General features: G+C 63.2%; 20 protein-coding genes. 12 read left to right on the top strand and 8 right to left on the bottom strand.

Annotated features, from left to right (window positions below; translation table 11 throughout):
* Nucleotides 1-11: 11 nt before the first annotated feature.
* From DAAJ005_RS13535 to DAAJ005_RS13515, 5 genes are all read left to right on the top strand, one after another.
* Complete coding sequence (locus tag DAAJ005_RS13535) at nt 12-491, top strand: (2Fe-2S)-binding protein (protein ID WP_151847575.1); 480 nt, start codon at nt 12-14, stop codon at nt 489-491.
* On the top strand, nt 488-1504 hold the full coding sequence (locus tag DAAJ005_RS13530) for a xanthine dehydrogenase family protein subunit M (protein WP_151847574.1): 1017 nt from the start codon (nt 488-490) through the stop codon (nt 1502-1504). Before DAAJ005_RS13535 ends, DAAJ005_RS13530 begins: the two co-directional genes overlap by 4 nt.
* On the top strand, nt 1501-3795 hold the full coding sequence (locus DAAJ005_RS13525) for a xanthine dehydrogenase family protein molybdopterin-binding subunit (RefSeq protein ID WP_151847573.1): 2295 nt from the start codon (nt 1501-1503) through the stop codon (nt 3793-3795). The genes DAAJ005_RS13530 and DAAJ005_RS13525 overlap by 4 nt, the downstream gene beginning before the upstream one ends.
* A 122-nt stretch (nt 3796-3917) precedes the next feature.
* Complete coding sequence (locus DAAJ005_RS13520) at nt 3918-4667, top strand: ThuA domain-containing protein (protein ID WP_151847572.1); 750 nt, start codon at nt 3918-3920, stop codon at nt 4665-4667.
* Entirely contained in the window at nt 4664-5695 is a 1032-nt protein-coding gene (locus tag DAAJ005_RS13515; protein WP_151847571.1) for a Gfo/Idh/MocA family protein, read from the top strand. Before DAAJ005_RS13520 ends, DAAJ005_RS13515 begins: the two co-directional genes overlap by 4 nt.
* Before the next feature lie 139 nt (nt 5696-5834).
* On the opposite strand, the gene DAAJ005_RS13510 is transcribed toward DAAJ005_RS13515, so the two are convergent.
* Complete coding sequence (locus DAAJ005_RS13510; RefSeq protein ID WP_151847570.1) at nt 5835-6554, bottom strand: DUF937 domain-containing protein; 720 nt, start codon at nt 6552-6554, stop codon at nt 5835-5837.
* Between the two features lie 184 nt (nt 6555-6738).
* Here DAAJ005_RS13510 and DAAJ005_RS13505 point away from each other — a divergent pair, with 184 nt between their 5' ends.
* The 6 genes from DAAJ005_RS13505 (at nt 6739) to DAAJ005_RS13480 (ending at nt 11170) form a co-directional block, all read left to right on the top strand.
* Nucleotides 6739-7566 carry an ABC-2 family transporter protein gene (locus DAAJ005_RS13505; RefSeq protein WP_151847569.1) on the top strand — a complete coding sequence of 276 codons (828 nt, stop codon included), beginning with the start codon at nt 6739-6741 and terminating at the stop codon, nt 7564-7566.
* A 118-nt stretch (nt 7567-7684) separates the two neighbouring features.
* Nucleotides 7685-8464, top strand: coding sequence for an ABC transporter permease (locus tag DAAJ005_RS13500; protein WP_226342430.1), 780 nt, complete (start codon nt 7685-7687; stop codon nt 8462-8464).
* A gap of 20 nt (nt 8465-8484) precedes the next feature.
* Nucleotides 8485-9441, top strand: coding sequence for an ATP-binding cassette domain-containing protein (locus tag DAAJ005_RS13495; protein ID WP_192930764.1), 957 nt, complete (start codon nt 8485-8487; stop codon nt 9439-9441).
* A 3-nt stretch (nt 9442-9444) separates the two neighbouring features.
* Entirely contained in the window at nt 9445-9864 is a 420-nt protein-coding gene (locus DAAJ005_RS13490) for a hypothetical protein (RefSeq protein ID WP_151847566.1), read from the top strand.
* A gap of 115 nt (nt 9865-9979) precedes the next feature.
* Nucleotides 9980-10552: a DUF2179 domain-containing protein gene (locus DAAJ005_RS13485; protein WP_151847565.1), complete on the top strand. Its 573-nt coding sequence runs from the start codon at nt 9980-9982 to the stop codon at nt 10550-10552.
* A complete protein-coding gene (locus DAAJ005_RS13480; RefSeq protein ID WP_151847564.1) occupies nt 10553-11170 on the top strand; it encodes a DNA-3-methyladenine glycosylase in 618 nt (205 codons plus the stop codon).
* Nucleotides 11171-11180: 10 nt separating this feature from the next.
* Here DAAJ005_RS13480 and DAAJ005_RS13475 read toward each other — a convergent pair whose 3' ends face one another.
* The gene (locus DAAJ005_RS13475) at nt 11181-12338 is read right to left on the bottom strand and encodes an A24 family peptidase (protein ID WP_151847563.1); all 1158 of its coding nucleotides are present in this window, start codon (nt 12336-12338) and stop codon (nt 11181-11183) included.
* Nucleotides 12339-12616: 278 nt separating this feature from the next.
* On the opposite strand from DAAJ005_RS13475, the gene DAAJ005_RS13470 reads away from it, so the two are divergent.
* Entirely contained in the window at nt 12617-14065 is a 1449-nt protein-coding gene (locus DAAJ005_RS13470; protein ID WP_151847562.1) for a nitronate monooxygenase, read from the top strand.
* A 16-nt stretch (nt 14066-14081) separates the two neighbouring features.
* On the opposite strand, the gene DAAJ005_RS13465 is transcribed toward DAAJ005_RS13470, so the two are convergent.
* From DAAJ005_RS13465 to DAAJ005_RS13440, 6 genes are all read right to left on the bottom strand, one after another.
* Nucleotides 14082-15212 carry a GIY-YIG nuclease family protein gene (locus DAAJ005_RS13465; protein WP_151847561.1) on the bottom strand — a complete coding sequence of 377 codons (1131 nt, stop codon included), beginning with the start codon at nt 15210-15212 and terminating at the stop codon, nt 14082-14084.
* 15 nt (nt 15213-15227) lie between these two features.
* The gene (gene rimO, locus DAAJ005_RS13460) at nt 15228-16721 is read right to left on the bottom strand and encodes a 30S ribosomal protein S12 methylthiotransferase RimO (protein ID WP_151847560.1); all 1494 of its coding nucleotides are present in this window, start codon (nt 16719-16721) and stop codon (nt 15228-15230) included.
* Between the two features lie 126 nt (nt 16722-16847).
* Nucleotides 16848-19694, bottom strand: coding sequence for a malto-oligosyltrehalose synthase (treY, locus tag DAAJ005_RS13455; RefSeq protein ID WP_151847559.1), 2847 nt, complete (start codon nt 19692-19694; stop codon nt 16848-16850).
* Complete coding sequence (treZ, locus tag DAAJ005_RS13450; protein ID WP_151847558.1) at nt 19691-21529, bottom strand: malto-oligosyltrehalose trehalohydrolase; 1839 nt, start codon at nt 21527-21529, stop codon at nt 19691-19693. The genes treY and treZ overlap by 4 nt, the downstream gene beginning before the upstream one ends.
* 150 nt (nt 21530-21679) lie before the next feature.
* Entirely contained in the window at nt 21680-23815 is a 2136-nt protein-coding gene (glgX, locus tag DAAJ005_RS13445) for a glycogen debranching protein GlgX (RefSeq protein WP_151847557.1), read from the bottom strand.
* A gap of 384 nt (nt 23816-24199) precedes the next feature.
* A complete protein-coding gene (locus DAAJ005_RS13440) occupies nt 24200-24997 on the bottom strand; it encodes a hypothetical protein (RefSeq protein WP_151847556.1) in 798 nt (265 codons plus the stop codon).
* Nucleotides 24998-25083 lie beyond the last annotated feature (86 nt).

Raw genomic sequence — 25083 nt, 5'->3', positions numbered from 1 at the left:
TAGCCTGGGGCATGACCTCACTCAATAGCGTTCCCCTGACCCTCACGGTCAATGGGCAGGCGCACGCGCTGGATATTCCCGTGCAGGCCACCCTGCTGGACGTGCTCCGTGAGCGGCTGCACCTGACCGGCACCAAGAAGGGCTGCGATCACGGCCAGTGCGGGGCCTGCACCGTGCTGATCGGCGAACCCCACCTGAGCTGCCTGACCCTGGCCCTCAGCGCCCAGGGCCACGAGATTCGTACCATTGAGGGCTTAAGCAATCCCGACGGTGAGTTGCACCCGATGCAGGCGGCCTTTATCGAACACGACGCCTTTCAGTGCGGCTACTGCACGCCGGGCCAGATTCTCAGCGCGGTGGCCTGTGTGGAGGGCGGACACGCAGAAAACGACGCCGAGCTGCGCGATTTCATGAGTGGGAATCTGTGCCGCTGCGCCGCCTATCCGCAGATTTTTAAAGCGGTCAAGAGCGTGGCCGGGCAGCAGCGATGAGACCATTTCAATACGCACGGGCGCAGAGCGTGGCCGACGCCGTGGGTCAGCCGGGCAAATTTCTGGCAGGCGGCACCACCCTGGTTGACCTGATGAAGTTGGACGTGGAACGTCCCAGCCACCTGACCGACATCACGCCGCTGCGCGAGAATGGGGAGCTGTCGCAGATCGTGGAGGACGGTGAGGGCGTCAGAATCGGCGCACTCGCCTCCATGTCGCAGACTGCCGAACATGCCTTGATTGCTGAACGGTATCCGGCGCTCCGTGAAGCCCTTCTCGTGGGTGCGTCCCAGCAGATTCGCAACATGGCGAGCATGGGCGGCAACATCATGCAGCGCACGCGTTGCCCGTACTTCCGCGATCTGGCCTTCAAGGAATGCAACAAGCGCGATCCGGGCAGCGGCTGCGGCGCGATAGAAGGCCATCATCGCAAGATGGCGATTCTGGGCGGCTCGGAAAGTTGTATTGCCACGCACGCCTCCGACGCTTCGGTGGCGCTGGTGGCGTATGGGGCAAACGTGGTTCTGCGCGGCCCAGATGGAGAACGCACTGTTAAGCTGGAAGATTTCAACCTGCTTCCCGGCGAAACGCCTCACATCGAACACGACTTGAAGGAAGGTGAATTGATCGTCGCGCTGACGCTGCCCGTACCGATTGCCCAGCGTGGCGTGTATCTCAAGGTGCGGGACCGCGAGAGCTACGAGTTCGCGCTGAGTAGTTGCGCCGCCCTGCTGGACGTGCAGGATGGGAAAGTGAATGCGGCCCGCGTCGCGCTGGGTGGCGTGGGTACGAAGCCCTGGCGTTCGCCGGAAGCCGAAGCCGCACTAGTCGGCCAGCCCGCCACCCGTGAAACCTTTGAAGCCGCCGCCCGCGCCGCGCTTCAGCATGCCCATCCCCTCTCTCAGAACGCCTTCAAGGTGCCGCTGACCGCCCGCGTGATCGTTCGGGCGCTGATGCAGGCGGCAGGTCTTGTGGATGAGGCTGGAAATTCAATCGAAGGAGCAGGCGCATGACCGTTCAGAAAGGCCAGCCTCAGAATTATGTGGGCCAGCGGGTCAGCCGTGTGGACGGCCCCGACAAGGTGCGCGGCGCGGCCACATATACCGCCGAGTTTGACCTGCCGGAACTGGCGCACGCTGTTCTGGTCAGTGCCACGATTCCCCACGGCAGCATTAAAAGCATTGATGAAAAGGCCGCCCGCGCCGTGCCGGGGGTGCTGGACATCCTGACCCACGAGTCTCAGGGCATAAAGCTGAAGCCCGTCAAGGCGTATCCGCGCGGCCCCGCCGGAACTTCCGTTCTGCCGTTGCAGTCGGCCAAAATTGAATTCCGGGGGCAGCCCGTCGCCCTGGTGGTGGCCGAATCGCTGGAGGCCGCACAACATGCCGCGCAACTGCTGGAAATCGAGTACGACGCCTCCGACTTCCGCGCCACGCTGGAGCAGGGTTTACATGGGATGCCGCTGCTGGACAAACTGCCACTGCCGCCGCTGGGCCACTCGCGCGGGAACGTCAAGAAAGGTCTGAAGGACGCGGCCAGCACCTTCGAGGCCACCTACGACACACCAGTCCACCACCACAACCCGCTGGAAATGCACGCCGTCATTGCCGCCTGGGACGGTCACGAGCGCGTGACCATCTACGAGCCGACGCAGTGGATGCAGTCTGCGCAGCACACCCTGGCCGCCATGCTGGGGCTGGAGCCGGACAATGTGCATGTGATCAGCCCCTTCGTGGGCGGAGGGTTTGGCAGCAAGGCCACCACCTGGCCGCACCTGCCGACTGTCGTGCTGGCCGCACGCAAACTGGGCCGCCCGGTCAAGCTGGTGCTAAACCGCGCGCAGATGTTCGCCGCCGTGGGCTACCGCGCCGCGACGACTTCGGCGTACTCGGTGGGGCTGGACGACAACGCGCAATTCACGGCCATGAAGTTGGACGCGCAGACGCAGACTGGGGTGTCTGACCTCTTCCCCGAACAGGTGGGCAATGTGCCCAAGATGCTTTACGCCAACCCGAACATGGACCTGAAGTACACGCTGATCCGCACCCACGCCGGGCCAAACATCATGATGCGCGCCCCTGGCGAGGCCAGCGGCAGCTTTGGCCTGGAAGTGCTGATGGACGAGCTGGCCGAGAAGGCGGGCCTGGACCCCCTAGAATTCCGCCGCCGCAACCACGCCCCGGAAAACAGTGACCCGGAGAGCGGCAAGCCCTACAGCAGCAAGCACCTGCTGGAATGCTATGACCGTGCGGCGGAAGCCTTTGGCTGGGAGGGGCGTAATCCCGAAATCGGCTCCATGCGCGACGGGAACACGATGATCGGCTGGGGTATGGCCACCGCCACCTATCCGGTCTACGCCAGCGCCGCCACCGCCCGCGCCCGGCTGTGCGCCGACGGCCATGTGGAAATCGAGGCGGGCAGCCACGACATCGGCACGGGGACGTATTCCATCCTGGCCGGAATCGCCGCCGATTCGCTGGGGCTGGATATCGAACGGATCAAGGTCAAGCTGGGCGACTCACGCCTGCCCAAGAACGGCTATTCCGGCGGTAGTCGCACCGCCAGCAGCGTGGGCAGCGCTGTACTGGCCGCCGCGATGGGCCTGCGCGAAGAATTGATGGAAGCCGCCACGCACGATTCCGCCTCCCCGCTGTTTGGCGTGGCTGGGCGGGACATCCACCCACGCGACGGCGGCCTGTATCTGGGCGACACTGCTCAGGGCGAGGACTACACCGCCATCCTTGGACGCCTGGGCAAGGACCAGCACGAGGTCTACCGCGAAACTATTCCACATGAGGGCAGCCAGAAACACCTGGATCAGCTCAAGGCGGGCAAGGACGGCAGCGTGGCAGCGGTGGCCGAGCGCTTTGCCCGCCATTCCTGGGGCGCAGTGTTCGTGGAGGTTCGCGTCGATCCCGATTTCATGACCCCGCGTGTCAGCCGGGTGGTGGGAGCCTTCGACATCGGGCAGGTGATCAATGCCAAGACCGCCGAATCGCAACTGACCGGGGGCATGGTCTGGGGCGTGGGCATGGCCCTGCACGAGGAAACCCACACCGACGCGCGCACGGGCCTGATCCTGAACAGCAATCTGGCCGAGTACCACATTCCCGTCAACGCCGACATCGGCAGCGTGCAGGCCATCGCGCTGGACCATCCCGACTTTCATGTCAGCGCCCTGGGCGCACGCGGCGCGGGCGAAATCGGCATTGTTGGGACCGCCGCCGCCGTCGCCAACGCCATCTATCACGCGACGGGCAAGCGGGTGCGGGAAACGCCGATCACGCTGGACAAGCTGTTATAGGGGCTGAGTTGAGAGGATGTAGCACGGGGCACCGGACTGGCAGAGCTGAGGGGTGAGTTGTACAGCCACCCCTTCATCTCCTTTCTCTCGCCACCCGCTGCCGCGCTACATTCATTCCCGTCATGACCTCATCCACACCGCCCCGCCTGACCGTTTGGAACGAGTACCGTCACGAACTGGAAAACCCCAAAGTCAGCGTCCACTACCCGGACGGCATCCATACCGTGATCGCCGACGGGTTGCGGACGCACGGCTTTGAAAGTGTCCAGACCGCCACCCTCGATCAGCCGGAACATGGCCTGACCGACGAGGTGTTGGGCAAGACCGACGTGCTGCTGTGGTGGGGCCACAAGGCACACGGCGACGTGTCGGATGCCGTGGCGGCGAAAGTGGTGGCCCGCGTGCTGGACGGCATGGGCCTGATCGTGCTGCACTCCGGGCACTTCAGCAAGCCGTTCAAGGCCCTGATGGGCACCGGCTGTGACCTGAAATGGCGTGAGGTGGGCGAGAAGGAGCGGCTGTGGGTGGTCAACCCGGCGCACCCCGTCGCGCAGGGCGTGGGCGAATTCATCGAGCTGGAGCATGAGGAAATGTACGGCGAACACTTCGACATCCCGGCCCCCGACGAACTGGTCTTCGTGAGTTGGTTCGCGGGCGGCGAAGTCTTCCGCAGCGGCTGCACCTTCACGCGCGGGAGCGGCAAGATCTTTTACTTTCGTCCTGGCCACGAGACATTCCCCACGTACCACAACCCGCAGATTCAACAGGTGATTGCCAACGCCGCACGCTGGGCTATGCCCACTGCCAGTGCGCCGCGCTCGTTCGGACACCGTCCCCAGCCACTGGAAACACTGCCGCTGGAAAAGCTATGACCACTCTGCTGCCTCAGTCTGCCCCGCTGAATGTCGGCATTATCGGCGCGGGGGCCATCTCGCAGCGGCACTATGAGGGGTACAGCCATGCCGGGGCCAATGTGGTGGCCTTTGCCGAAACGAACGTCGCCGCCCGGCAGCGGCGCGAGACCGACTGGAACGCGCGGGGCTACGCAGATTTCGTGGAACTGCTGGAAAGCGGCGGGGTGCAGGCGGTCAGCATCTGCACGCCCAATGCCTTCCACGCGCCCGCCGCCCTGGCTGCCCTGCGGCGCGGCATTCATGTGCTGTGCGAGAAACCGCTGTCCCTCGATCTGGCCGCCTGCGACGAGATGATCGCGGCGGCGCGGGAGGGCGGGGCCATTCTGCAAACCGGGCATCACCTGCGCTCCAGCCCACTGGTGCAGACCGCCAAACGCCTGATCAATGAGGGCCGCATCGGGCGCATGACCTTCATGCGCCTGCGGCAGGCGCACGACTGGGGCGGTGCGCCGGAAGTGCGCGGGGCGTTCGGCAACCTCGCGGCCAGTGGGGGCGGCACCCTGCTGGACAACGGCTGTCACATGATGGACCTCGCCCGGCACTTCGGCGGCGACGTGGACAGCATCTACGCCCGCATGGCCACGCTGAAATTTGAGATTGAGGTAGAGGACACCAGCATCGCCACCCTGGAATTCAAGAATGGCGGCTTTGCCAGCGTGGAAAACGCCTGGACGGCCACCGGCTGGGAGGAGAGTTTCGCCGTCTACGGCACAGAGGGCGCGCTGGAATGCAGCAACCGCCTGGGCAAACCGCGCCTGCGTTTCGTGAACCGCGAATCGGGTTACGGGCAGTGGGGCCAGACCGATGAAACGTGGTACGACTTCGCCGCGTCCGACAATGCCCACGTCCGCAGCGTCGTGCGCTTTGTCCAGAGCATCCAGGGCGGTGCGCCCGTCGTCTGCACGGGCGAGGACGGGCGCGAGAGCGTGCGGCTGGTGCTGGGCGGCTATGAGAGTGCGCGGACGGGGCTACCAGTCCGCTGGTGAATTGATACTGGTTGGCCGGTATGGCAATCGTGTCTGGAACAGCAAAAAGCAGGTGGCGTGAATAGAATGCTCTACTCGCGCCACCTCCTCAAATCTCGGATTTAAAACCTGTTCTATTCAGGGATCAGAACAGCCTTTCTCAGCGCCGTCCGCTGAACATGCCAATCAGATCGTTGAGGGCGTTGCCGTCGCCGTCGCGGTCCAGCACATTGTTGAGGGTGCCGACAATGCCGCCCGCACCGCCCTGCTGGGTGTCTTGCTGCACCTGATTGTTCTGCGGGGGCAGGCCGGAAATGACCGGGCCGCCTCCAAATACGCCACCACCGCTCTGGGGTTGCGGGGCCTGCTGTCCACCGCCCAGAAGGCCGCCGAGCATGCCGCCTAGACCTCCAGCGGAACCGCCGCCGAGGAGTCCGCCCAGCAAACCACCGAGGTCTGGCCCACCGCCCTGACCGCCCTGCTGACGCTGACGGCCCAGGTAGGCCAGCACCAGCGGCGCGGCCATGCTCAGAATCTGCATGGCGAGCTGGGGATCAATGCCCGCGCGTTTGCCCACCGCGTTGGCGGCAGACTGCTGCTGGTTGCCGAAGACATGGCCCAGAATTTTCTGGCCTTCCTGCATGTTGGGTGCGCCGCCCTGGCTGAACAGGTCCAGCGCGCTGCCGTCGTGCTGGCCCAAAGCCCCGGCCAGAGAAGCCGCGCCCTGCGGGCTGCCCGCATTGCGGGTCATGGCCCCCAGCAGCAGCGGAATGGCCGCCTCCATCGCGGACGCGGATTGTTGTGGGGTGGCCCCGGTCTGCTGGCTGACCTGCTGCTGCGCGTTGCCCATCCCGCCGAGCATGTTGAAGATGTCCATCATAATTGTTGACCTCCTGTGGGTGACTGTGAACTATTGAAGAGAGGCCAGCCTACCCCCTGCGGCTGAGGCCAATCCTCTGGAGGGGCTTCAGAAAAGGCAGAGGTTGGGAGGGGTGTGCCCTACAGAACTCCGCCATCTGGCCCATGCGCCCCGGCATCGGCAGCCGCTAAGCTCTCTGGCCTGTATGCAAGCGGCCCTGAAACCCACGCCATGCCTCAACGTGCCGCTCTACGCCTCGGTGGCGCGGCTGGGCTTCCGGCGGCAGTTCGCGTATCCGCAGGCGGCGCTGTGGGGGCTGATCACCAACCTGTTTTTTGGCGTGCTGCGAATCGCCGTGCTGGTGGCATTGTTCGGTAACACGCCGCAGGTGGCTGGATACACCGTACAGGACGCCATTACCTACACCGGACTCACGCAGGCATTCATCATGGCGCTGTCCCTGTTCGGCTGGACCGATTTTATGCGGACGGTTCACCGGGGCGAGGTGGCCTCTGACTTGCTGCGCCCCCATGACCTGCTGGCGTTCTGGGCGGCGCAGGACGCGGGCCGGGCGGCAGGCCAGTTCGTGCTGCGCGGGTTGCCGATGCTGGCGCTGTTTGCGCTGATCTGGGGGGCGACATTTCCGGCAGGCTTGGGAGGCTGGACCCTGACTACCCTGAGCCTGCTGCTGGCCTGGGCCTGCGGTTTTGCCTTCCGTTTTCTGGTCAACTGCGCGGCCTTCTGGTCCCCGGACGCCGTGGGCTTCGGGCGCTTTGCCTGGGCGGTGCTGGGCCTGGGCAGCGGCTTTCTGATGCCCCTGGCCTTCTTCCCGCTGTGGTTTCAGAATGTGCTGGCCTTCACCCCCTTTCCCAGCATGATGAATACGACGGTGGAAATCTGGCTGGGTGTAAAAACTGGAGCGGAGGCGTGGACAGCGCTGGCGGTGCAACTCGGCTGGGCGCTGCTTCTATTCGGGGTGGCGGCGTTTGTGTTATCGCGCGGCTTGCGGCGGTTGGAGGTGGCGGGTGGCTAGGCCGGAGCTTTCGCCGTCGCCCCCCCTCCCCAGCCCTCCCCCACGAGGAGGGAGGGAGCAAAAAGACAAAGAAAGTCTTTTGGCGTCGGTTATCTACCATCTGCGTCTCTACTTCCTGTTGTTGCGCGCCCAGGCCCGTTCGCAGGCCGTTTACCGGGTGTCGTTCGCTCTGGACGCGCTGGGATCGGCCTTGATCACACTGGCAGAATTTGCCGCCTTTGCGCTGGTGCTGCCGCGTTTCGGTTCGCTGAGCGGCTGGACGCTGGGCGAGGTCAGCCTGCTCTACGGCCTCGCAGAAATCTCCTTCGTGCTGATGGACCTGCTGTTCGGCGGTTTTGACGCCCCCAACCTCAGTCAGCATGTGCGCAGTGGCAGCTTCAACACTTTCCTGCTGCGGCCTGCGCCCCTGCGTCTGCAAATCTTCGGCTCGGACTTTGCGCTGCGGCGGATCACGCGGGTCTTTCTGGCGATGGGGATTCTGGCGTATGGCGTCATGGCGTCCGGGGCCATCCTCACCCCCGAAGCCGCGTTGCTGCTGGCAGGAAGTGTGCTGGGTATGATCGCCTTTTTCGGCGGCCTCTTCGTCATCGGCGGCACGCTGACCTTCTGGACGGTGGAGAGCGTGGAGGCCATGAACGTCCTGACCTATGGCGGACGCACCCTGATTTCCTACCCGATGGACATCTACGGCCAGTTCCTCCGCAAGACCTTCACGTACCTGATTCCTGCTGCCTTCCTGTCGTATTTCCCCGTTTTGCACGTCCTGGGCCGTCCGCTGCCGGATGGTCTGCCCCCCCTGGCCGCTTACCTGTCGCCCCTCGTCGGTCCGCTGATGCTGGCGGCGGCTTTCGCCTTCTGGCGCGTGGGCGTGCGGCACTACGGCGGAACGGGAACATGAGTGAAACACAAGGAGCAGCCATGATCACCGTCCACAACCTCCGCAAAACCTTCCGCGTGCGTCAGGGCGGCCTATTGCGCGGTTCCAGCATCGTTATGGAAGCCGTGAAAGACGTGAGCTTTAGTGTTGAACGCGGCGAGATCGTGGGCTATCTGGGGCCGAACGGCGCGGGCAAGAGCACCACCATCAAGGTGCTGACCGGGCTGCTGGTCCCTGACACTGGGCGGGTGGAGGTGGGCGGTCTGGTGCCGTGGAAGGACCGCCGGGCGCATGTGGCCCGCCTGGGCGCGGTGTTCGGCCAGCGCACGACGCTATGGTGGGATCTGCCCGTCCACGAATCGCTGGAACTGCTGCGCCACATCTACCGCGTGCCCGAAGCCCGTTTCCGCCAGAACCTGCGCGACTTCACCGAGTTGCTGGAACTGGGGCCGTTCCTGAACACCCCGGCCCGCGCCCTCAGCCTGGGCCAGCGGATGCGGGCGGACCTCGCCGCCGCCCTGCTGCACGACCCCGAACTGCTATTTCTGGACGAGCCGACGGTGGGGCTGGACGTGGTGGCCAAGGAGCGTATCCGCGAATTTATCCGCCATATCAACGCCACCCGCGAGGTCACGGTGTTGCTGACTACCCACGATCTGGGCGATGTGGAACGGCTGGCCCGCCGCGTGATGATTATTGACCACGGCTCCCTGCTGTACGATGGCGCGCTGGCGAGTTTGCAGGCCCGCTACGGCAGCGCCCGCGAACTGGTGGTGGATTTTGAGGCTACTCCGATTGACCCGCAGGTGCCAGGGCTGGAGCTGTTGGGTGCGGAAGGCCCCCGCGTCCGCTACGGCTTTATTGGGGCCGCCGCCGCCCCGATTGCCCGCGTCACCGCCCATGCCCCGGTGCGCGACATCACGGTCAGGGAGCCGGACATTGAAGCCACCATTCGCCGCATTTACGAGGGTGGGCTGTTGCGGGATGGGATAATCTGAATCATGGATCAGCGGGATGGCGTGTCAGGTGGTGGACAGCGTGGGCCAGCGCCGAGTGTCAGCACACCGCTGATGTTTCTGGTGATGCTGAGCATCGCGGCGGTGTTCTCAATGGCCCCCATTCTCATCAGTCCCAGCGAAAGTCTGCTCAAGCTCTGGCTGGCTGCCTTGATTCCCTTGCCGGTCCTGTTCGGGTGGTGGTTCTGGACGCGACATAAACAGCATTCACAACTGATGTTCGTCATCGGGTTGGCCTTTGTTGCTATGCAATTTTTCTCTGTACTGGGACAGATTGCCGTTTTGGGCGAATCTTATCGCCGCACTATCGGCTTCATGTGGCTGAGTCTGGTGGTGACTGGTCTGGCGTTTGTCGGCGGTCTGATCTATCTGTGGTTTCAAACCCGTCAGGGGAGACAGGTCTGACGCCCGAGGACTGCTTTGGTCTCAAAGATGACCCGCAGGACTGGCGTGATCGGCGGCCCTCCTTCCCCTCCAATCGCTGACCATTCTCATTTACCGCCCCCCTAAGTTCAGGGGTGTGTTTGATGCTCTGACTGCCGACGCCCTACTGGGTGCATTGCTTATTTTCTCCCTCAGAATCGTGGACGTGTCGCTGGGCACGCTGCGAATCGGGATGCTGATCCGGGGCAAACGCACGGCGGCGGGGGCGCTGAGTTTCTTTGAATCGCTGGTGTGGCTGATGGCCGCCGCCAAGGTTCTCAGCACGCTGGACAGCCCACTGCAATTCATCGCCTACGCGGGCGGCTACGCATCAGGCACCATGCTGGGCGCGAACATTGAGCGCTGGCTGGCGGTGGGTAAGGTGGTGCTGCGAATCATCGTGCCCGTCAGCGCCCCCGACGTTCAGGAGGCGCTGCGAAAGGCCGGATTCTACGTCACCACCGTCAACGCCTCGGGCCGCGACGGAGAGGTGAGGATCATGTTCACCGTGATCGCCCGCAAGAAGATGAAACAGGCCATCCGCGCCATTGAAGCGGTGTACCCGAAGGCATTTGTCACCGTGGAGGAGGTCACCACCGCCCAGCTTCAGGACACCGTGACCCACCAGGAAGGCCAGCTCTTCCGCCGCCTGCGGATGATGCGGAAGTAAATGACTACGCCTCTGCCTCCCGCTTTCTTTGACCGCGATCCGGTGCGGGTGGCCCGTGAGCTGTTGGGCGGCACCCTGGTTCATGTCCTGCCCGGCGGCGAGGTTCTCAGCGGTAGAATTGTGGAAACCGAGGCTTACGATTGCCCGCGTGACCCAGCCTGTACCGCCGGACGGTTTCATGCCGCCCGCAGCGCCGAGATGGCTGTCCAGGCAGGCCGCTGGCTGTTCTGGAGTACGCACGGGCATCCGCTGTTGCAGGTCTCCTGCCGCCCCGAAAGCATTGCCGCCAGCGTGTTAATTCGCGCGCTGGAACCGCTGGAGGGCAAAGGGCAAATGCTGACGCACCGCCCCGTGACCCGCGAACGTGACCTGACCAACGGCCCGGCTAAACTGGTCTACGCGCTTGGCATCCGGCCTGCCGAGGTAACGGGGACGGCGGTGGACAGCGCCGCGCTGCATCTGTTCGCACCGCCCGCGACTCTGCCCGATGAAGAGGTGGAGATCACCGCCCGCGTGGGGATTAAGGAGGGGCGCAATCTGCCGTGGCGGTTTATCGTTCGGGGCAATTCGTGGGTGTCGCCAGGGGTGCCGAGTATGGATCTGGCCTGGCTGGAATAGGAGAGAGGCCCTACAGCCCCAGCATCCCCCGGTAGCTTGCCACGATGCCCGCGCCCCAGATCAGCGCCACCAATGCACCGAAGGCCAGAAAGGGGCCGAACTTGACCCGGTTCTCCTGCTTGCGCGCCAGTTGAATCACGCCAATGATCGCCCCGGCGAAGACCGCCACGAGTAAGGCCACCAGCAGTCTCTCCCAGCCCAGGAACGCGCCGATCACGGCAGCCAGTTTCACGTCCCCGAAGCCCATCGCGCTGGCATCGTACTGGTCATCCGCGCCGTCGTTCTCTGCCTCATCCGCAGCGCCGGGGCGGTGTCTGACCCACCAGTACACGCCCGCCACCAAAGACACGCCGCCTGCCGCCGCCAGTGAACCCTGCACCATCAGAATCAGGCCGGGGCCTATGCCTGCGCTGCCCACCACCACGCTCAGGAGCAGGCCGCCCAGGGTCAGCAGTTCGGGAATGCGGACCACGCGGCGGCTGACCGCGTTGACCGCCGCCGACAGCAGGCCTACGCCCGCGCCCCACCACGGCCCCAGCCACGCCCCTGCCAGCAACCCCAGGCTGATCTGCTGAAAGCCGATGGGGAATTCGGGATACTGCCGTTCGCGGAAGCGCCGCAGCACCCACGAGCCGAACTGGTTGATGGCGACGAGCAATCCCGCGCCCAGCAAAGCCCCGTTGACCGCGCCCGCCAGATCAGGCAAGCCCTCCACCGCGTTCCTGCCGTTGAAAAAACCGAATAGGAGTCCCAGCGCCACCCCCGGCAAGGTCAGCTCGTCGGGAATGGTGTAGGTGTCCAGATCAATGGCGCTGCCCACCAGCAGCAGCGTGAACAGCACCATCAGGCCCAGGCTGCCCGCGCCGTAAAGGGCGATGGGAAACAGCAGGGCAATGACCGCGTAGCCCAGACCCGTCAGCGCCTCCACAACCGGATACCGCGACTTGATCGGCGCGCGGCAGTAGCGGCATTTGCCGCCCAATGACAGCCACGAGAACAGAGGCACCAGATCGCGCGGGCTAAGGGCATGGTCACAGTGGGGGCAGTGGCTGGGCGGAAAGGCGATGTTCTCGCCACGCGGCAGCCGCCAGATCAGCACGTTGGAAAACGATCCCACCAGCAGGCCGAAGAGACCAGCGAAGACCACCAGCAAGACGTCGATACTCACCGGAAAAGTGTAAGCGCCCCGGCCTTACAGTGGCCTTCCACATTAGGCCCGTTTCACGACACGTCGTCCTGCGCTGGAGAGGGAGGTTACCTTTTGACTGCGTTCCAAGTTGGATATCATGCGGCGGAGCAGTGGAATACTGGAGAAATAAAATCTGGGGTGACGCTGCCTTTTGGTCTCCTGTCACCCCGTTGAGAGCCTTATCCAGCGCCTCATCCGCTTTGACTCCGCCGATTCCGGCGTCCCAAAAGGTACCCAACATGACGCAAACTCCCGCAATGACCACCTCTTCCGCCACCGCACCCCGCACCCCGGCCCTGCCGCAGATTATCCAGGGCGGCATGGGCGTGGGCATTTCCCACTGGGGGCTGGCGCAGGCCGTGTCCCAGATCGGGCAACTGGGCATCGTGTCGTGTACCGGCATCGACAACGTGCTGGTGCGCCGCCTCCAGGACGGCGACGAGGGCGGCCATGTGCGCCGCGCCCTGGCCGCCTATCCCAACCAGGAACGCGCCGAGAAGGTCATCAAGATGTACTTTCTGCCGGAGGGCCGTGAACCGGGCCAGTCTTACCGCCGTGTGCCGCTGCCCACCGTGACCAAGCACGGCGCGGCCTGGGAACTCGGGGTGATGGGCAGCTTCGTGGAGGTCTTTCTGGCGCGTGAGGGTCACAGCAACCCGGTGGGCGTCAACCTGCTGACCAAGCTGCAACTGCACACCGTCCCGGCCCTTTACGGCGCGATGCTGGCCGGGGCCGACACCGTGATTATGGGCGCGGGCATTCCGCGCGAGATTCCCGGCGTGCTGGATGCCTTTGCGGCGGGAGGACAGGCATCTATCAAGCTGGACGTGAAGGGCGGGGACGCCGCCGTCCTGACCTTTGATCCCGCCGACTACGGCCTAGAACGGCGCGAGCTGCCGCGCCCGAAGTTCTACCCGATTGTCACCTCGCACATTCTGGCTGGGGTGCTGATGAAGAAGGCCAGCGGCTCGGTGGAGGGTTTTATCATTGAAGGCCCCACCGCCGGGGGCCACAATGCCCCGCCGCGCGGAACGCCCACTTTTGATGAGTCCGGCCAGCCGATCTATGGCGAGCGCGACATTGCCGATCTGGACGAGATGAAGAAGCTGGGCCTGCCGTTCTGGCTGGCCGGGAGCCGGGCCACTCCCGAAGCCTTGCAGGAAGCGCTGGCACGCGGCGCGGCGGGCATTCAGGTGGGCACGCTGTTCGCCTATTGCGCCGACAGCGGGCTGCGAAACGATCTGCGCGAACAGGTGCATGTGCTGACCAAGGACGGCGGTGTGGAGGTCTACACCGATCCGCTGGCCTCGCCCACCGGGTTTCCGTTCAAGGTGGTGCAGGTGGACGACACGCTGGCCCGCGTGGAACATTATCTGGCCCGCCCGCGCGTGTGCGACATCGGCTATCTGCGTGAGGCGTACTCGGGCGAGGACGGCAAGACGGGCCTGCGCTGCGCCGCCGAACCTGTGGACGCTTACCTGTCCAAGGGCGGCAAGATTGAGGACACCGTGGGCCGCAAATGCCTGTGCAACGCCCTGATGACCGACGCCGGATACGCCCAGGTGCAGAAGGGGGGTTACACCGAAGGCTCGCTGATGACCAGCGGCGACAGCCTGAACGACATCGCCGCGTGGCCTCTGGGGTATGGGGCAGAGGATGTGGTGGAGTTCTTGCTGGGGCGGTATAGGCCGGGTAAAAATGACTGAAAGATTTTACGAATTTCTATACAAATTTGATTACCGAATTAATCTCGATGGCTAAACGCTGCCTTTCGGCATCGGCCATATAGTGGCGATGCTTATCTAGTTTAAATTCGTAACCTTTTGAATTTAAGTAACCTATGTAGTCATAGAGGAACACCAGATTTCTGATAGATTTTCTGTAAGAGTCCTCAATATTTTCTAGTTCTATGGGTATTTCGGCCTCGTAGGTACTCCGACTGCTGAATGCTCTAAGTCCATAGAAGTCTGGTTTTATTTCAGGCCCACGAATTTCAAATTTAAATAGATGGGGTTTTATTTTTTGGAGTTCCCAAACGAAACTTCTATGCTGTTGTGCGGCTAAATTATAATGCGCCCAAATTTTATTTTCAACAACTTTCATTATTTGCTCAGATATTGGAACATCAAATATTCTCGGAAGACAATTTCTACCAGGAGCCAGCGAGAAAATTTCCAAAATACGAGACATTCTCGTAATTTTATTCATTTCCTTCGCAAAGTATGAATCTAGATAATCGGAATAGAACCACCCCGTTATACCTCTTTCGTACATGGCGTCCAAATACTGTAAAGCTATGGACTGCTCGAATAGTTTGTTAGCTTTTTTGTCATCCCCTACGTGTCCATATCCGGTACGGGATAGCTTCCCCCTAATCATTCTTCCCATCTCTACCATAGCTCGGGGATTTTTCTGTTTTATAAGAGCAAATAGTTCTACTTCTACTCTAGGGGGATTGTAATTCTCTCCAGGAATTAAAAACTGGAGGATGGTATCTATATCTTTATTTTGCCCTGTTGTCAAGTCTGATAAGTAATTTTGATTAATTAAAGTGTCAAGCGGCTGGTCTAAGTTATTACGGCAACATTCATAAAGGACCTTAACTGCATCTGGAAGATTAATTTTAAAGAATTCTCTACCATTAGCTACTCTATGATCTGCGAGCAGGATGTGTATCTGACGCTCTACAGTACGACTATCATTCACTTTAATAGTTGCTGCCACAGTAAATGGGGTTGGCACACCTGTAGTCTGAAGTTCAGAAGCTCTAGCAAATGGCTCACGCGAAGTGATACCTATTTTGACAAGTCCTTTCAAACTCTCATTGACTAAGATGTAGACGTACCCTGTCATAACTCACATTACCACTCAATGCCCCCCGAAATGCCCCAACTGCGGCACGTTCGGCTTCCACTCTGGCCGTTCCACCACTTCCCCGAACAAGTCGTATTCGTCGCTGTCCTCAATTTGGGCTTTCACGATGTCGCCGATCTTGACCTGCCCCGCATAGTCGCCCGCGAACAGGTACACCTGACCGTCAATGCCGGGCGCGTCGCCCTTCGTCCGCCCGATCAGGCGGGTTCCTGGCGCGTCGCCCTCGTCGTCGTTGAATTCGTCTACGATCACGTCCATCACGCGGCCCACCTTCTCGGCCAGCCGCTCGGTGCTGATGCGCTGCGCGACTTCCATAAAGCGGGTGAGACGTTCCTGCTTCACGTCCTCCGGCACGGGGTTCGGCAGGGCGTTGGCGTCGGCTTCCTCCACGTCCGAGTAGGCGAACGCGCCCACGCGGTCTAGCCTCGCGTCCTCCAAGAAGGTCAGCAGCTCCTGAAATTCTTCCTCGGTTTCGCCGGGAAAGCCCACGATAAAGGTACTGCGGATGGTCAGTTCGGGACAGATGCCGCGCCAGCGCCGGATGGTCTCCAATTGCTTGCCCGCGCCGGGCCGCCGCATCAGCTTCAATATGCGGGGCGAGGCGTGTTGCAGCGGCACGTCCAGATACGGCAGGATTTTGCCCTGCGCCATCAGCTCCACGATTTTGTCCACATGCGGGTACGGGTAGACGTAGTGCATCCGCACCCACGCGCCCATCTCGCCCAGCTTGACGGCCAGATCGGTCAGGTGGGCGCGGACCTGACCACCCTGAAACTCGGACTCGCGGTAACGCACGTCCACGCCGTAAGCGCTGGTGTCCTGCGAGATGATCATCAGTTCCTTGGTGCCGCCCGCGATCAGGCGGAACGACTCGTACAGCACCGCGCCCGCATCGCGCGAGACTTGCTTGCCACGCAGCTTGGGAATGATGCAGAACGCGCAGGTATGGTTGCAGCCCTCGGCGATCTTGACGTAGGCGTAGTGCCGGGGCGTCAGCTTGATGGTGGGTGCGAACACGTCGCCGTGCTTGGTGTTCTCACGTTCTGGGCGCATTCCCGACGCGGTGACGGGCAGCACGCCAGTAAATTCGTCGGTTTCAATCGGCAACAGTTCGCGCACGTGCATCATCACGTCGTCCACCGCCTCGCTGCCAGTAATCGCGGCGACTTTGGGGTGGCGTTCCAGAATCTTCTCGGGGCGCTCGCCTAGGCAACCGGTGACGATCACGCGGCCCGTGGCTTCCAGCGCCTCGCCGATGGCGCTCAGGCTTTCCTCCACGGCGGGGGTGATAAAACCACAGGTGTTGACGATCACGGCGTCCGCGCCCTCGTAGCTGTCGGCCACCTCGTAGCCCTCCACCCGCAGTTGGGTCAGGATGCGTTCGCTGTCCACCAGGGCTTTGGGGCATCCCAGGCTAATGAATCCGACTTTCCTGCTGGGCAGTTCGTTTTTATTCGCCGTCGTGGGCGAATCAATAATTTGCGTCATGCGCTCTCCTCCGTCCTCTCGCCTCTCTGGACCCGTGGTCAATCCGGGGCGGAGGCAGGGTCAGCCCGTCAGTGTACAGGCCAGCGGTGGGTCAGAGGTAGGGCGCACGTCACACGCTGGAGCGGCCTATCGTTTGATCAGCAGCGCCAGCGGGAAGTCCTCCAGCACCTTTGCCACCGGAATCTTGCCGCCGCGCACCTTGAAGCGCTCGCCGGTCAGCACGTTCTCGAAGGTGCCGGAACTGGGCAGCGTGAGCTGGCGCGTGCCCCACGTTTCGCCCAGCGCCCACGGCACCGTCTGACGGGTCAGGGTCAGCGTCAGGCGCGGCGCAACCGTGACCGCCAGTTCGCCCTCGTGTTCGCGGGCAAAGGCCAGCAGATGCCGTCCGGCGTCTATGGAGCGGTAACTCCCCGCCTGGAACAACTCTGGATGGGCAGCGCGGGTTTGCAGGGCGGCCCAGGTCACCAGTGTTTTTACGCTGCCGTCCTCATAGCTGCCCAGCAGTTTGCGGCCCAGCGGCAAACCCATACCCTTCTCCAGCCGGATCAGGCGGCGTTGCAGCCCCTGATAATCTACCGGGCGGCGGTTGTCGGGGTCCACCAGACTCTGGTTCCAGCCCTCGGACCCCTGGTAGGTGTCGGGGACGCCGGGGGCGGTCAGGCGGGCGAGGGTGGCGCTCAGGCCGTTCTGCGCGCCGTAAGGGCTGATCAGCATATGCAGATCGCGTAGCGCACCAGCGAAGCCGCTGTCGGCCAGCAACCCGCGCACGAAGCGGTCCATCGCGGCCTCGTATTCCTCGTCGGGGGCGGCCCAACTCGTCCGCAGCTTGGCCTCGCGGCTGGCCTTGAGCATGTAGGCGCTCAGGCGGTCCGGGAAATCTTTCAGATCTCCGGACAGCGGATAGGCCCCCAGCGCCGTTTGCAGCAGGGTGTAAGAATCCAGCGGACTGGGGGCCAGGCCCAGCTCCTGCTCCTGACTCAGTTCCAGAATGGGGGCGGCCCAGCGGCGCACGAAGGCCCCCCATGCCTGCGGCAGCTCGCTGATCACGCTGATGCGGGCGCGGGTGTCCTCGCCACGTTTGGTGTCGTGGGTGCTGCCCGAGAGCATGGCGTGCGGCCAGCGCTGTGAGCGTTCCTGCGCCGCCCTGTGAAAGTCCTTGAGGCGCGTGCCGAAGTGCGCCGGATCGCCGCCTACCTCGTTCAGTGAGATCAGGCGGGCGTAGCGGTAAAAGGCAGTGTCCTCCGCGCCCTTGGCCGTCACCGGCCCGGTGAGCTGCTGGAAGCTGAGGGCGAAGTCGGCGTAAGCCTCGCGCGCCCCCTCTTCTGGCACGTCCATCGTCAGCACCGAACCCAGGTAATCGAACACGCTGGGGTCCAGCGGCCCGCCCTCGCGGCGGTTCTGGATCTTGGCGTCGCGTACCGCTTTGGCAATCTTGGCGTTGTCGCCCGGTTCGCGGTCCCCGTTGGCCCGCAGATAGGTGCGGTACACCGGGAAGGTGGCGATGACCTCGCGCACGGCGTTTCGCAGTGCCGAGAGGGTGAAGTCGCGTGAACGCAGGTCCGATTCGCCCAGCCGCTCCAGCGATTCGGTCAGCACATTGACCTCGCCGGGCAGGCTGACGCGCTGGATCAGTTGCTTGCCCCGGTACAGGTGTTCGCCGTAGCTCAGGCGGTCGCCGGTAAAGCGGCGGTAAACGGCCCCCATCTCGTCCTCGTGGTTAGAGTCCACAAAAATGCCGTTCAGCTCGGCCAGAAAGTCGTAACCGGTGGTGCCGTGGACTGCCCAGCCGTTGGGCAGGTATTCTCCTGGCTCCAGAATCTTCTCGGCCACCACATAGAGCGGGAGGGGCAGCGGCAGCGGGCCGCCCTCTTCCGGGTTCCAGTCCACGCCCAGCGCCTCGGCGGCTCCGGCCTGAAGCGCCCGGAAATACCCGGCGGGATCGTACAGGCCGTCGGTGTGGTCCAGACGGACGCCATGAATCACGCCTTCCCGCACCAGCTCGAACAGCGTGGTATGCGCCCAGGCGAAGACGCGCGGGTCTTCCATTCGCAAGGCCGCCAGATCGTTGATGTCGAAGAAACGGCGGTAGTTGATTTCCTCGGCGGCCACCTTCCAGAAGGCCAGCCGGTAATTCTGCTCACTGATCAGCGCATCGAGCTGGGCCGAATCGGCGTTGATGGCCCCCAGCGCGGCGTCCAGCGCCCCCCGCACCTCGCCGGAGGTCTCCAGCAGCGCCCGCAGGCGGCGGGTCATGACTTCCAGCTCCTGCGCCCGGCTGACCCGGTCCTCGTCGGTCAGGTCTTCCGACGTGCTGCGCGGCAGATTGTCCATGCTGCGCGCGACACTTGCCAGCTCGCCCCGCACCGCTCCGGCAGCCGCTCTGGGCAGGTGTCCGCGCACGGCTTCCAGCACCGTGCCGATGCTGCGCGGCGACAGCGGCAGTTGGCGCTCCCAGTAGCGCAGGAAGAAGCGGCCCCCGGCGTGTTCCAGCGCCAGCTCACCGTTTTCCAGTACCCGCCCGTACTGATCGCCCAGTACCGGCAGCAGCACCTTGCCTTCCAGCGCGCGCTTGAGCGGATGCCACGAAATATCGAAAAAGTGCGCGTAACGGCTGGCCTGCCCGTGCATCAGCACGTCTTCCCAGTACGGGTTGTGGCCGCCCTGAATGCCCATGTGGTTCGGCACGAAATCCACGATGACGCCCAGCCCCAGCTCCTGCGCCCGCGCCGAGAATTTGCGGAGGCCACTGAGGCCGCCCAGTTCAGGATTGACCACCGAATGATCGGTCACGTCGTAGCCGTGCGGACTGCCCGGCGTGCTGGCCCAGATGGGGGACAGATACACGTCCGAGACGCCCAGCCGCGCCAGATACGGCAGGATCTTGCGCGCGTCGGCGAAATTGAAGTCCCTGTTCAGTTGCAGGCGGTAGGTAGAGGAGGGGATGTGGGGCGCCGTGGATTGTGGGGCGGTCATACGTTCCCCAGCAGAACAGCCTCGCCCACGGGCAGTGAGGTCAGGGTGGCGGGCGGCCCGTCCGTCTGCTCAGAGTGGAGGATGACGCGGGTGGGCAGCGGGTGGGGCAATCTCAGGCTGCCCACCTTTACCTCTGTCTTGCCCACGTTCCACAGCAGCAGGCGTTCACCTGCCGGGTTGCACTGGCGCACCCATAGCACTTCACCGTCGTTTCCGGCACTCAGGTATTGGCGCGAGTGGTCTTGCAGGACCGAGTCCTCGTTCCGCAGTTTGAGAAGCGACTTGTAGAGGCCCAGCGTCCGGGCGTGTTCGCCGCCGTCTTTCGCTCGCCAGTCCAGTTTGGCGCTCTCGAAGGTGCTGCGGGCCTGCGGGTCCGGCACTTCCAGATGAGCGAAGTCGCTGAAATACGCGAATTCCTTCTTGCGCCCCTCCGTGACCAGATGGCCCAGTTCCCCAGCATGATCGCTGAAAAAGGGAAACGGCGTCGCGGCGGCCCACTCCTGCCCCTGGAACAGCAGCGGCGTCATGGGCAGCGTCAGCAGCAGCGTGGACGCCCCCCGGAACTGCTGGAGACTGACCTGCGCGTGCTGTTGCAGGCGGTCTCCCAGGGCGCGGTTGCCGATCTGGTCATGGTTCTGGATGCAGTACACGAAGCTGGGCGCTTCCAGGGCGTCGGCGGGTCTGCCGCGTGCGTGTTCCTCGCCGGTCACGGACCAGAACTGGCCCTCGTATTTCCAGCCCCGGTTGACCACCTGCGCCAGTTCGGCGGCGCTGCCCTGAAAGCCGCCGTAATAGCCCTCCTGCTCGCCAGTCAGGGTCACGCGCACTTCGTGGTGGAAATCGTCCACCCAGATGCCGTCCAGACCATGTTCGGTGACCACTTCTGGGATGTTCCGGTGGTCCTCGGCCAGTAGCAGGTGGGTGCCGCCCAGTGCATGAACCTCCTGCGCCAGCTCTTGCAGAATGTGCAGCGGGCTATCGTCCTGCATGGCGGCGGTGGCGTCCAGGCGCAGGCCGTCAAAGTGGTACTCGTCGAGCCACATCAGCGCGTTGCCAGTCACATAGCGGCGCATATGAACTTCTGCGTAATCCAGGCCCATGCCCCAGGCGCTGGAAAAGCGCTCGGTAAAGTAGCTGGGGCTGTAGCTGGGCAGATAATTGCCTGCCGGGCCAAAGTGGTTGTAAACAACGTCCAGAAACACGCCCAGACCCAGCCCGTGCGCGGCGTCGATGAAGGCCATCAGGTCCTCGGGCCGTCCGTAGGGTGCGTGCGGCGCGTACATTGCCACGCCGTCGTAGCCCCAGCCGCGCTCGCCGTCGTAGGCGGCCAGCGGCATCATCTGAATGGCCGTGATTCCCAGCTCTTTCAGGTACGGCAGCTTTGCCTGCGCGGCCTGATACGTGCCCTCAGGGGTGAAGGTGCCGACATGCAGTTCGTAGAACACGCATTTGTCCAGCGCGATGCCGTTCCAACCAATGTTCTTCCAGGTATAGGTATCAGGATGGTCCACCTCCGCCTCGCCGTGTACGCCGTCCGGCAGAAAGCGGGCGTAGGGATCGGGCACTTCCTGACCGTCCAGCACGAACAGGTAACGTGCGCCCGCCCCGACGGGGAGGACTGCCTCGAAAAAGCAGTCGCCCAGAGCGGTCATGGGGTGCAGCGTGCCGTTCACCTTGACTTCTACCTGCTCGGCAGTGGTACTCCAGACCCGGAAACGCGTCTGTTCTCCGCCGGGCAGCAGATGCGCGCCCAGCCGGGTTTCGGGGGCGTCCTGGGGCAGTGAAGTGATGGGGGCCTTGAGATTCTCGGTCTGTTCTCGTGAGGGGTGGATCATGACTTGCTCCTTCCAAATTGCCCTGAATTTCAGACAATTAACATTTCAGCCTAGAGGCTGAGGCGGCTCCGGCCATGAGAAAAACGCGAAGGGACGCCCACGCAACTGCCGCGTCTGGCGTCCCCCTGAAGCTCTGATCGAAGCCCGAATCTAGCCGCGCACGCAGCGGTACAGCTTGACGCTACGCGCCTTGAGCGTGGTTTCCTCGCCCGTCTTGATCTGTTCCTCGGCATTGTCGTCGGAGGTATCCAGCAGCAACTCCCAGTTGTCGCAACTGTCCAGATCAGGGAGGCGGAAGGGCAGGTCCACGTAGGAACTGCTCAGGAGCAGCAGCAGATCGTCGTCGTGCAGGGCGTTGCCCTCGGCGTCCACATCGTCCAGACCGTCGCCGTCCAGAAAGAGGCCCAGGCTCTGGGTCTGGTTGTTGTTCCAGTCGGCGTCGGTCATGGTCTGGCCGTCGAAGCGCAGCCACACCAGATCCTGAATGTCCTCGCCCCGGATGGTGCGCCCGGAGAAAAACTTGCGGCGGTGTAGCGAGGGGTGCGCCTTGCGAAGTGCGATCACCTTTCGGGTGAAGGCCAGCAACTCCTCGTCCACGTTGTCCCAGTCGTACCAACTGATCTCGTTGTCCTGGCAGTAGGCGTTGTTGTTGCCGTTCTGGGTGCGCCCGATCTCGTCGCCACCCAGGATCATCGGGGTGCCCTGGCCCAGCAGCAGGGTCGCCAGGAAGTTGCGCTGCTGCTGACCGCGCAGGGCGTTGATGGCCGCGTCGTCGGTCTCGCCCTCCACACCACAGTTCCAACTGATGTTGTGGTTGTGGCCGTCGTTGTTGCCCTCGCCGTTGGCGTCGTTGTGCTTGTGTTCGTAGGTCACGCTGTCGCGCAGCGTAAAGCCGTCGTGCGCGGTCACGAAGTTGATCGAGGCGTAAGGGGCGCGTCCGTCGTTCTGGTACAGGTCAGACGAACCCGTCAGACGGTAGCCGATTTCAGAGGCCAGCCCGCCCTCGCCCTTCCAGAAGGCGCGCATGTCGTCGCGGTAGATGCCGTTCCACTCGGCCCAGTTGACCGGAAAGTTACCCACCTGATAGCCGCCCTCGCCCACGTCCCACGGCTCGGCGATCAGTTTGACCTGACTGATGATCGGGTCCTGGTGGATGATGGTGAAAAAGCCCGAGAGCTGGTCCACTTCATGCAGGCCGCGTGCCAGCGTGGAGGCCAGATCGAAGCGGAAGCCGTCCACACGCATCTCGGTGACCCAGTAACGCAGGCTGTCCATGATCAGTTGCAGCGTCTGCGGGTGGCGCACGTTCAGGCTGTTGCCGGTGCCGGTGTAGTCGAAGTAAAAGCGTGGGTTTTCGGCCACCAGCCGGTAATAGGTGGGGTTGTCGATGCCCTTGAAGCTCAGGGTCGGCCCCATGTGGTTGCCCTCGGCGGTGTGGTTGTACACCACGTCCAGAATCACCTCGATTCCCGCGTCATGCAGGGCGCGCACCATGTTCTTGAATTCGGCCACCGCGCCGGACGGGTTGCCCTTGCGCGCCTCGGCGGAGTAGCGCACGTCAGGGGCAAAGAAGCTCAGTGTGCTGTAACCCCAGTAGTTGGTCAGGCCCTTGTCCAGCAGGAAGGGATCGTCCAGATGCTGATGCACCGGCAGAAACTCGATGGCGGTGATGCCGAGTTCCTTGAGGTAATCCAGCATCGGCCCCGTCGCCACGCCCGCGTAGGTGCCGCGCAGGGCCTCGGGGATGTCCGGGTGGGTCATGGTCAGGCCCTTGACGTGCGCCTCGTAGATCACCGACTGATGAAAGGGGACGTTGGGTTTGGTGTCGCCCACCCAGTTGAACACCGGATCGATGACCACGCCCAGCGGTGCGCCGCGCTGTTCCTCGGTCTGCATGGTCAGGTCGTCGCCGCCGGGCACGTAGCCGAAGACGCCCTCGGCGAATTCCTCGGTGCCGCTCAGGGCCTTGGCGTAGGGATCGAGCAACACGACGTTGGGGTTGAAGCGCAGGCCGCGTTCGGGGGCATATTCGCCGTGGACCCGGTAGCCGTACTTCTGCCCCGGCGCGATGTTGGGCAGATAACCGTGCCAGACGAAGGCGGTCTGCTCGGTCAGCGGGTGGCGGGTTTCAACGCCCGCGTCGTCGAACAGGCACAGTTCCACGCTGCCCGCGTTCTCGCTGTACAGGGCAAAATTGGTCCCCTTGCCGTCCCAGGTGGCCCCCAGCGGATAGGGGGTGCCGGGGCGCAGGCGAACGGTGGTCTGGGGTTTTTCGGTGGTTGGCATATCGCGTGAAACTCCTTGAAAAGGTCTGAACCCTGTGAACGTCACTGGCTGTCCAGTGGTCACAGGGTCAGGCCCGCAGATAGCAGAAGAATAGGGGAGAGGACAGTGTGTTGCATCTGCCCTCTACCCCCTCACTGGAAACGCTACCAGAACTGAGGCCCTATATCTGTAGGACGATTTGCAGGTCGCCTTAACTATTCTTGAGAGAGACGGGCCGGTCTGGAGCATCTGTCCGAATGACTGCATCAGAAAAAGGGACTTCCGGTGCCTCCATTCTTCAAAATACTCGGTTAAATTCGCTCACTGTCTTGGGCAGAACAGACGCCCATGAGGGCACTTGCGCGCCCGTTCGGTCAGAAGCCAGTGACTCTTTTGATAAACGCTCTAGAACTCCAGCCGTCCGCGCGGGCCGCTTAGCCGGGCCAGCTTTTCGGGGGTCCACAGTTCGTAGTCGTACATCGGGTACTGCCGCTTGAACCGGCCCACCTTATCCCAGACCTCACGGGACTCGAAGGGGATCACCATGATCAGGCGGATCACGCTGTCCTCGTAGTCGTAGACATAGAAATCGAAGTGAAAGGCCGACTCGTTGCCACTGTCGCTGAACAGCGGGAAGGGGAAGGGGCGGTAGCGCCACGCCTTTTTCTTCTCGGTCAGCACGGCAGCGGCCACCCGTTTGAGGTTGCTCTCGGGAAAGGTCAGCTTCTCGCCGTCGCGGTCCTTGAAGACCGTGTCGGATGGCGGTGCGTCCAGTTGCACCCGCTTCAGCTCCGGCATGGGCTTGCGGCCCAGCTTGGGCGGCGGCTTGCGTCCGGGGGCGGGCTTGAAGGTCCGTCCCGCCGTGCCCTCCTTGCGCTCGCCTCTGCTGTCCGCACTGCGCTCGCCCGCTGTCCGTTCCCCCGGCCCACGCCGCGCTGGATTGGTGGCACTTTTGGCCCCGCTTGCCCCGCTGGACCGCCGCTCCGTCTGTGTTGCCCGGCTTCCCGAAGGTTTTGCGGGTCCCGTTCTGGCTCCTGTCCTGGTTCCTGTCCTGCCGCTTCCTGCGGTCTCTACCTCACTGCCGCGTGAGGTGGTGCGTTCGCGTGGCGCAGGCTTAACCGTGTCGCGCGTCGCTCCGCCGCGTCCCTGCGCCGTGTTGCGCTTTGGGGCGCGTCCCCGTGATCCTTTCTTTGGCCCCGTCATGTGGTCAGTCTAACGGCTGAAGGAAGAGGCCAATGGAAGACGGTGGACCGGCGGGCATGCTCGCCCTGACTTTTTATCGCCGCCCA

The sequence above is a fragment of the Deinococcus sp. AJ005 genome, assembly GCF_009017495.1.
Lineage (GTDB): Bacteria > Deinococcota > Deinococci > Deinococcales > Deinococcaceae > Deinococcus.
The sequence above is the reverse complement of the archived record's forward strand: the minus strand, read 5'-3'. Positions and strand labels throughout refer to the sequence as shown.

What these genes read in the sequence shown, in the direction of transcription:
- DAAJ005_RS13535 (WP_151847575.1), top strand. Translation starts at nt 12, where the DNA reads ATGACCTCACTCAATAGCGTTCCCCTGACCCTCACGGTCAATGGGCAG.
- DAAJ005_RS13530 (WP_151847574.1), top strand. Translation starts at nt 488, where the DNA reads ATGAGACCATTTCAATACGCACGGGCGCAGAGCGTGGCCGACGCCGTG.
- DAAJ005_RS13525 (WP_151847573.1), top strand. Translation starts at nt 1,501, where the DNA reads ATGACCGTTCAGAAAGGCCAGCCTCAGAATTATGTGGGCCAGCGGGTC.
- DAAJ005_RS13520 (WP_151847572.1), top strand. Translation starts at nt 3,918, where the DNA reads ATGACCTCATCCACACCGCCCCGCCTGACCGTTTGGAACGAGTACCGT.
- DAAJ005_RS13515 (WP_151847571.1), top strand. Translation starts at nt 4,664, where the DNA reads ATGACCACTCTGCTGCCTCAGTCTGCCCCGCTGAATGTCGGCATTATC.
- DAAJ005_RS13510 (WP_151847570.1), bottom strand. Translation starts at nt 6,554, where the DNA reads ATGATGGACATCTTCAACATGCTCGGCGGGATGGGCAACGCGCAGCAG.
- DAAJ005_RS13505 (WP_151847569.1), top strand. Translation starts at nt 6,739, where the DNA reads ATGCAAGCGGCCCTGAAACCCACGCCATGCCTCAACGTGCCGCTCTAC.
- DAAJ005_RS13495 (WP_192930764.1), top strand. Translation starts at nt 8,485, where the DNA reads ATGATCACCGTCCACAACCTCCGCAAAACCTTCCGCGTGCGTCAGGGC.
- DAAJ005_RS13490 (WP_151847566.1), top strand. Translation starts at nt 9,445, where the DNA reads ATGGATCAGCGGGATGGCGTGTCAGGTGGTGGACAGCGTGGGCCAGCG.
- DAAJ005_RS13480 (WP_151847564.1), top strand. Translation starts at nt 10,553, where the DNA reads ATGACTACGCCTCTGCCTCCCGCTTTCTTTGACCGCGATCCGGTGCGG.
- DAAJ005_RS13470 (WP_151847562.1), top strand. Translation starts at nt 12,617, where the DNA reads ATGACCACCTCTTCCGCCACCGCACCCCGCACCCCGGCCCTGCCGCAG.
- DAAJ005_RS13465 (WP_151847561.1), bottom strand. Translation starts at nt 15,212, where the DNA reads ATGACAGGGTACGTCTACATCTTAGTCAATGAGAGTTTGAAAGGACTT.
- rimO (WP_151847560.1), bottom strand. Translation starts at nt 16,721, where the DNA reads ATGACGCAAATTATTGATTCGCCCACGACGGCGAATAAAAACGAACTG.
- treY (WP_151847559.1), bottom strand. Translation starts at nt 19,694, where the DNA reads ATGACCGCCCCACAATCCACGGCGCCCCACATCCCCTCCTCTACCTAC.
- treZ (WP_151847558.1), bottom strand. Translation starts at nt 21,529, where the DNA reads ATGATCCACCCCTCACGAGAACAGACCGAGAATCTCAAGGCCCCCATC.
- glgX (WP_151847557.1), bottom strand. Translation starts at nt 23,815, where the DNA reads ATGCCAACCACCGAAAAACCCCAGACCACCGTTCGCCTGCGCCCCGGC.
- DAAJ005_RS13440 (WP_151847556.1), bottom strand. Translation starts at nt 24,997, where the DNA reads ATGACGGGGCCAAAGAAAGGATCACGGGGACGCGCCCCAAAGCGCAAC.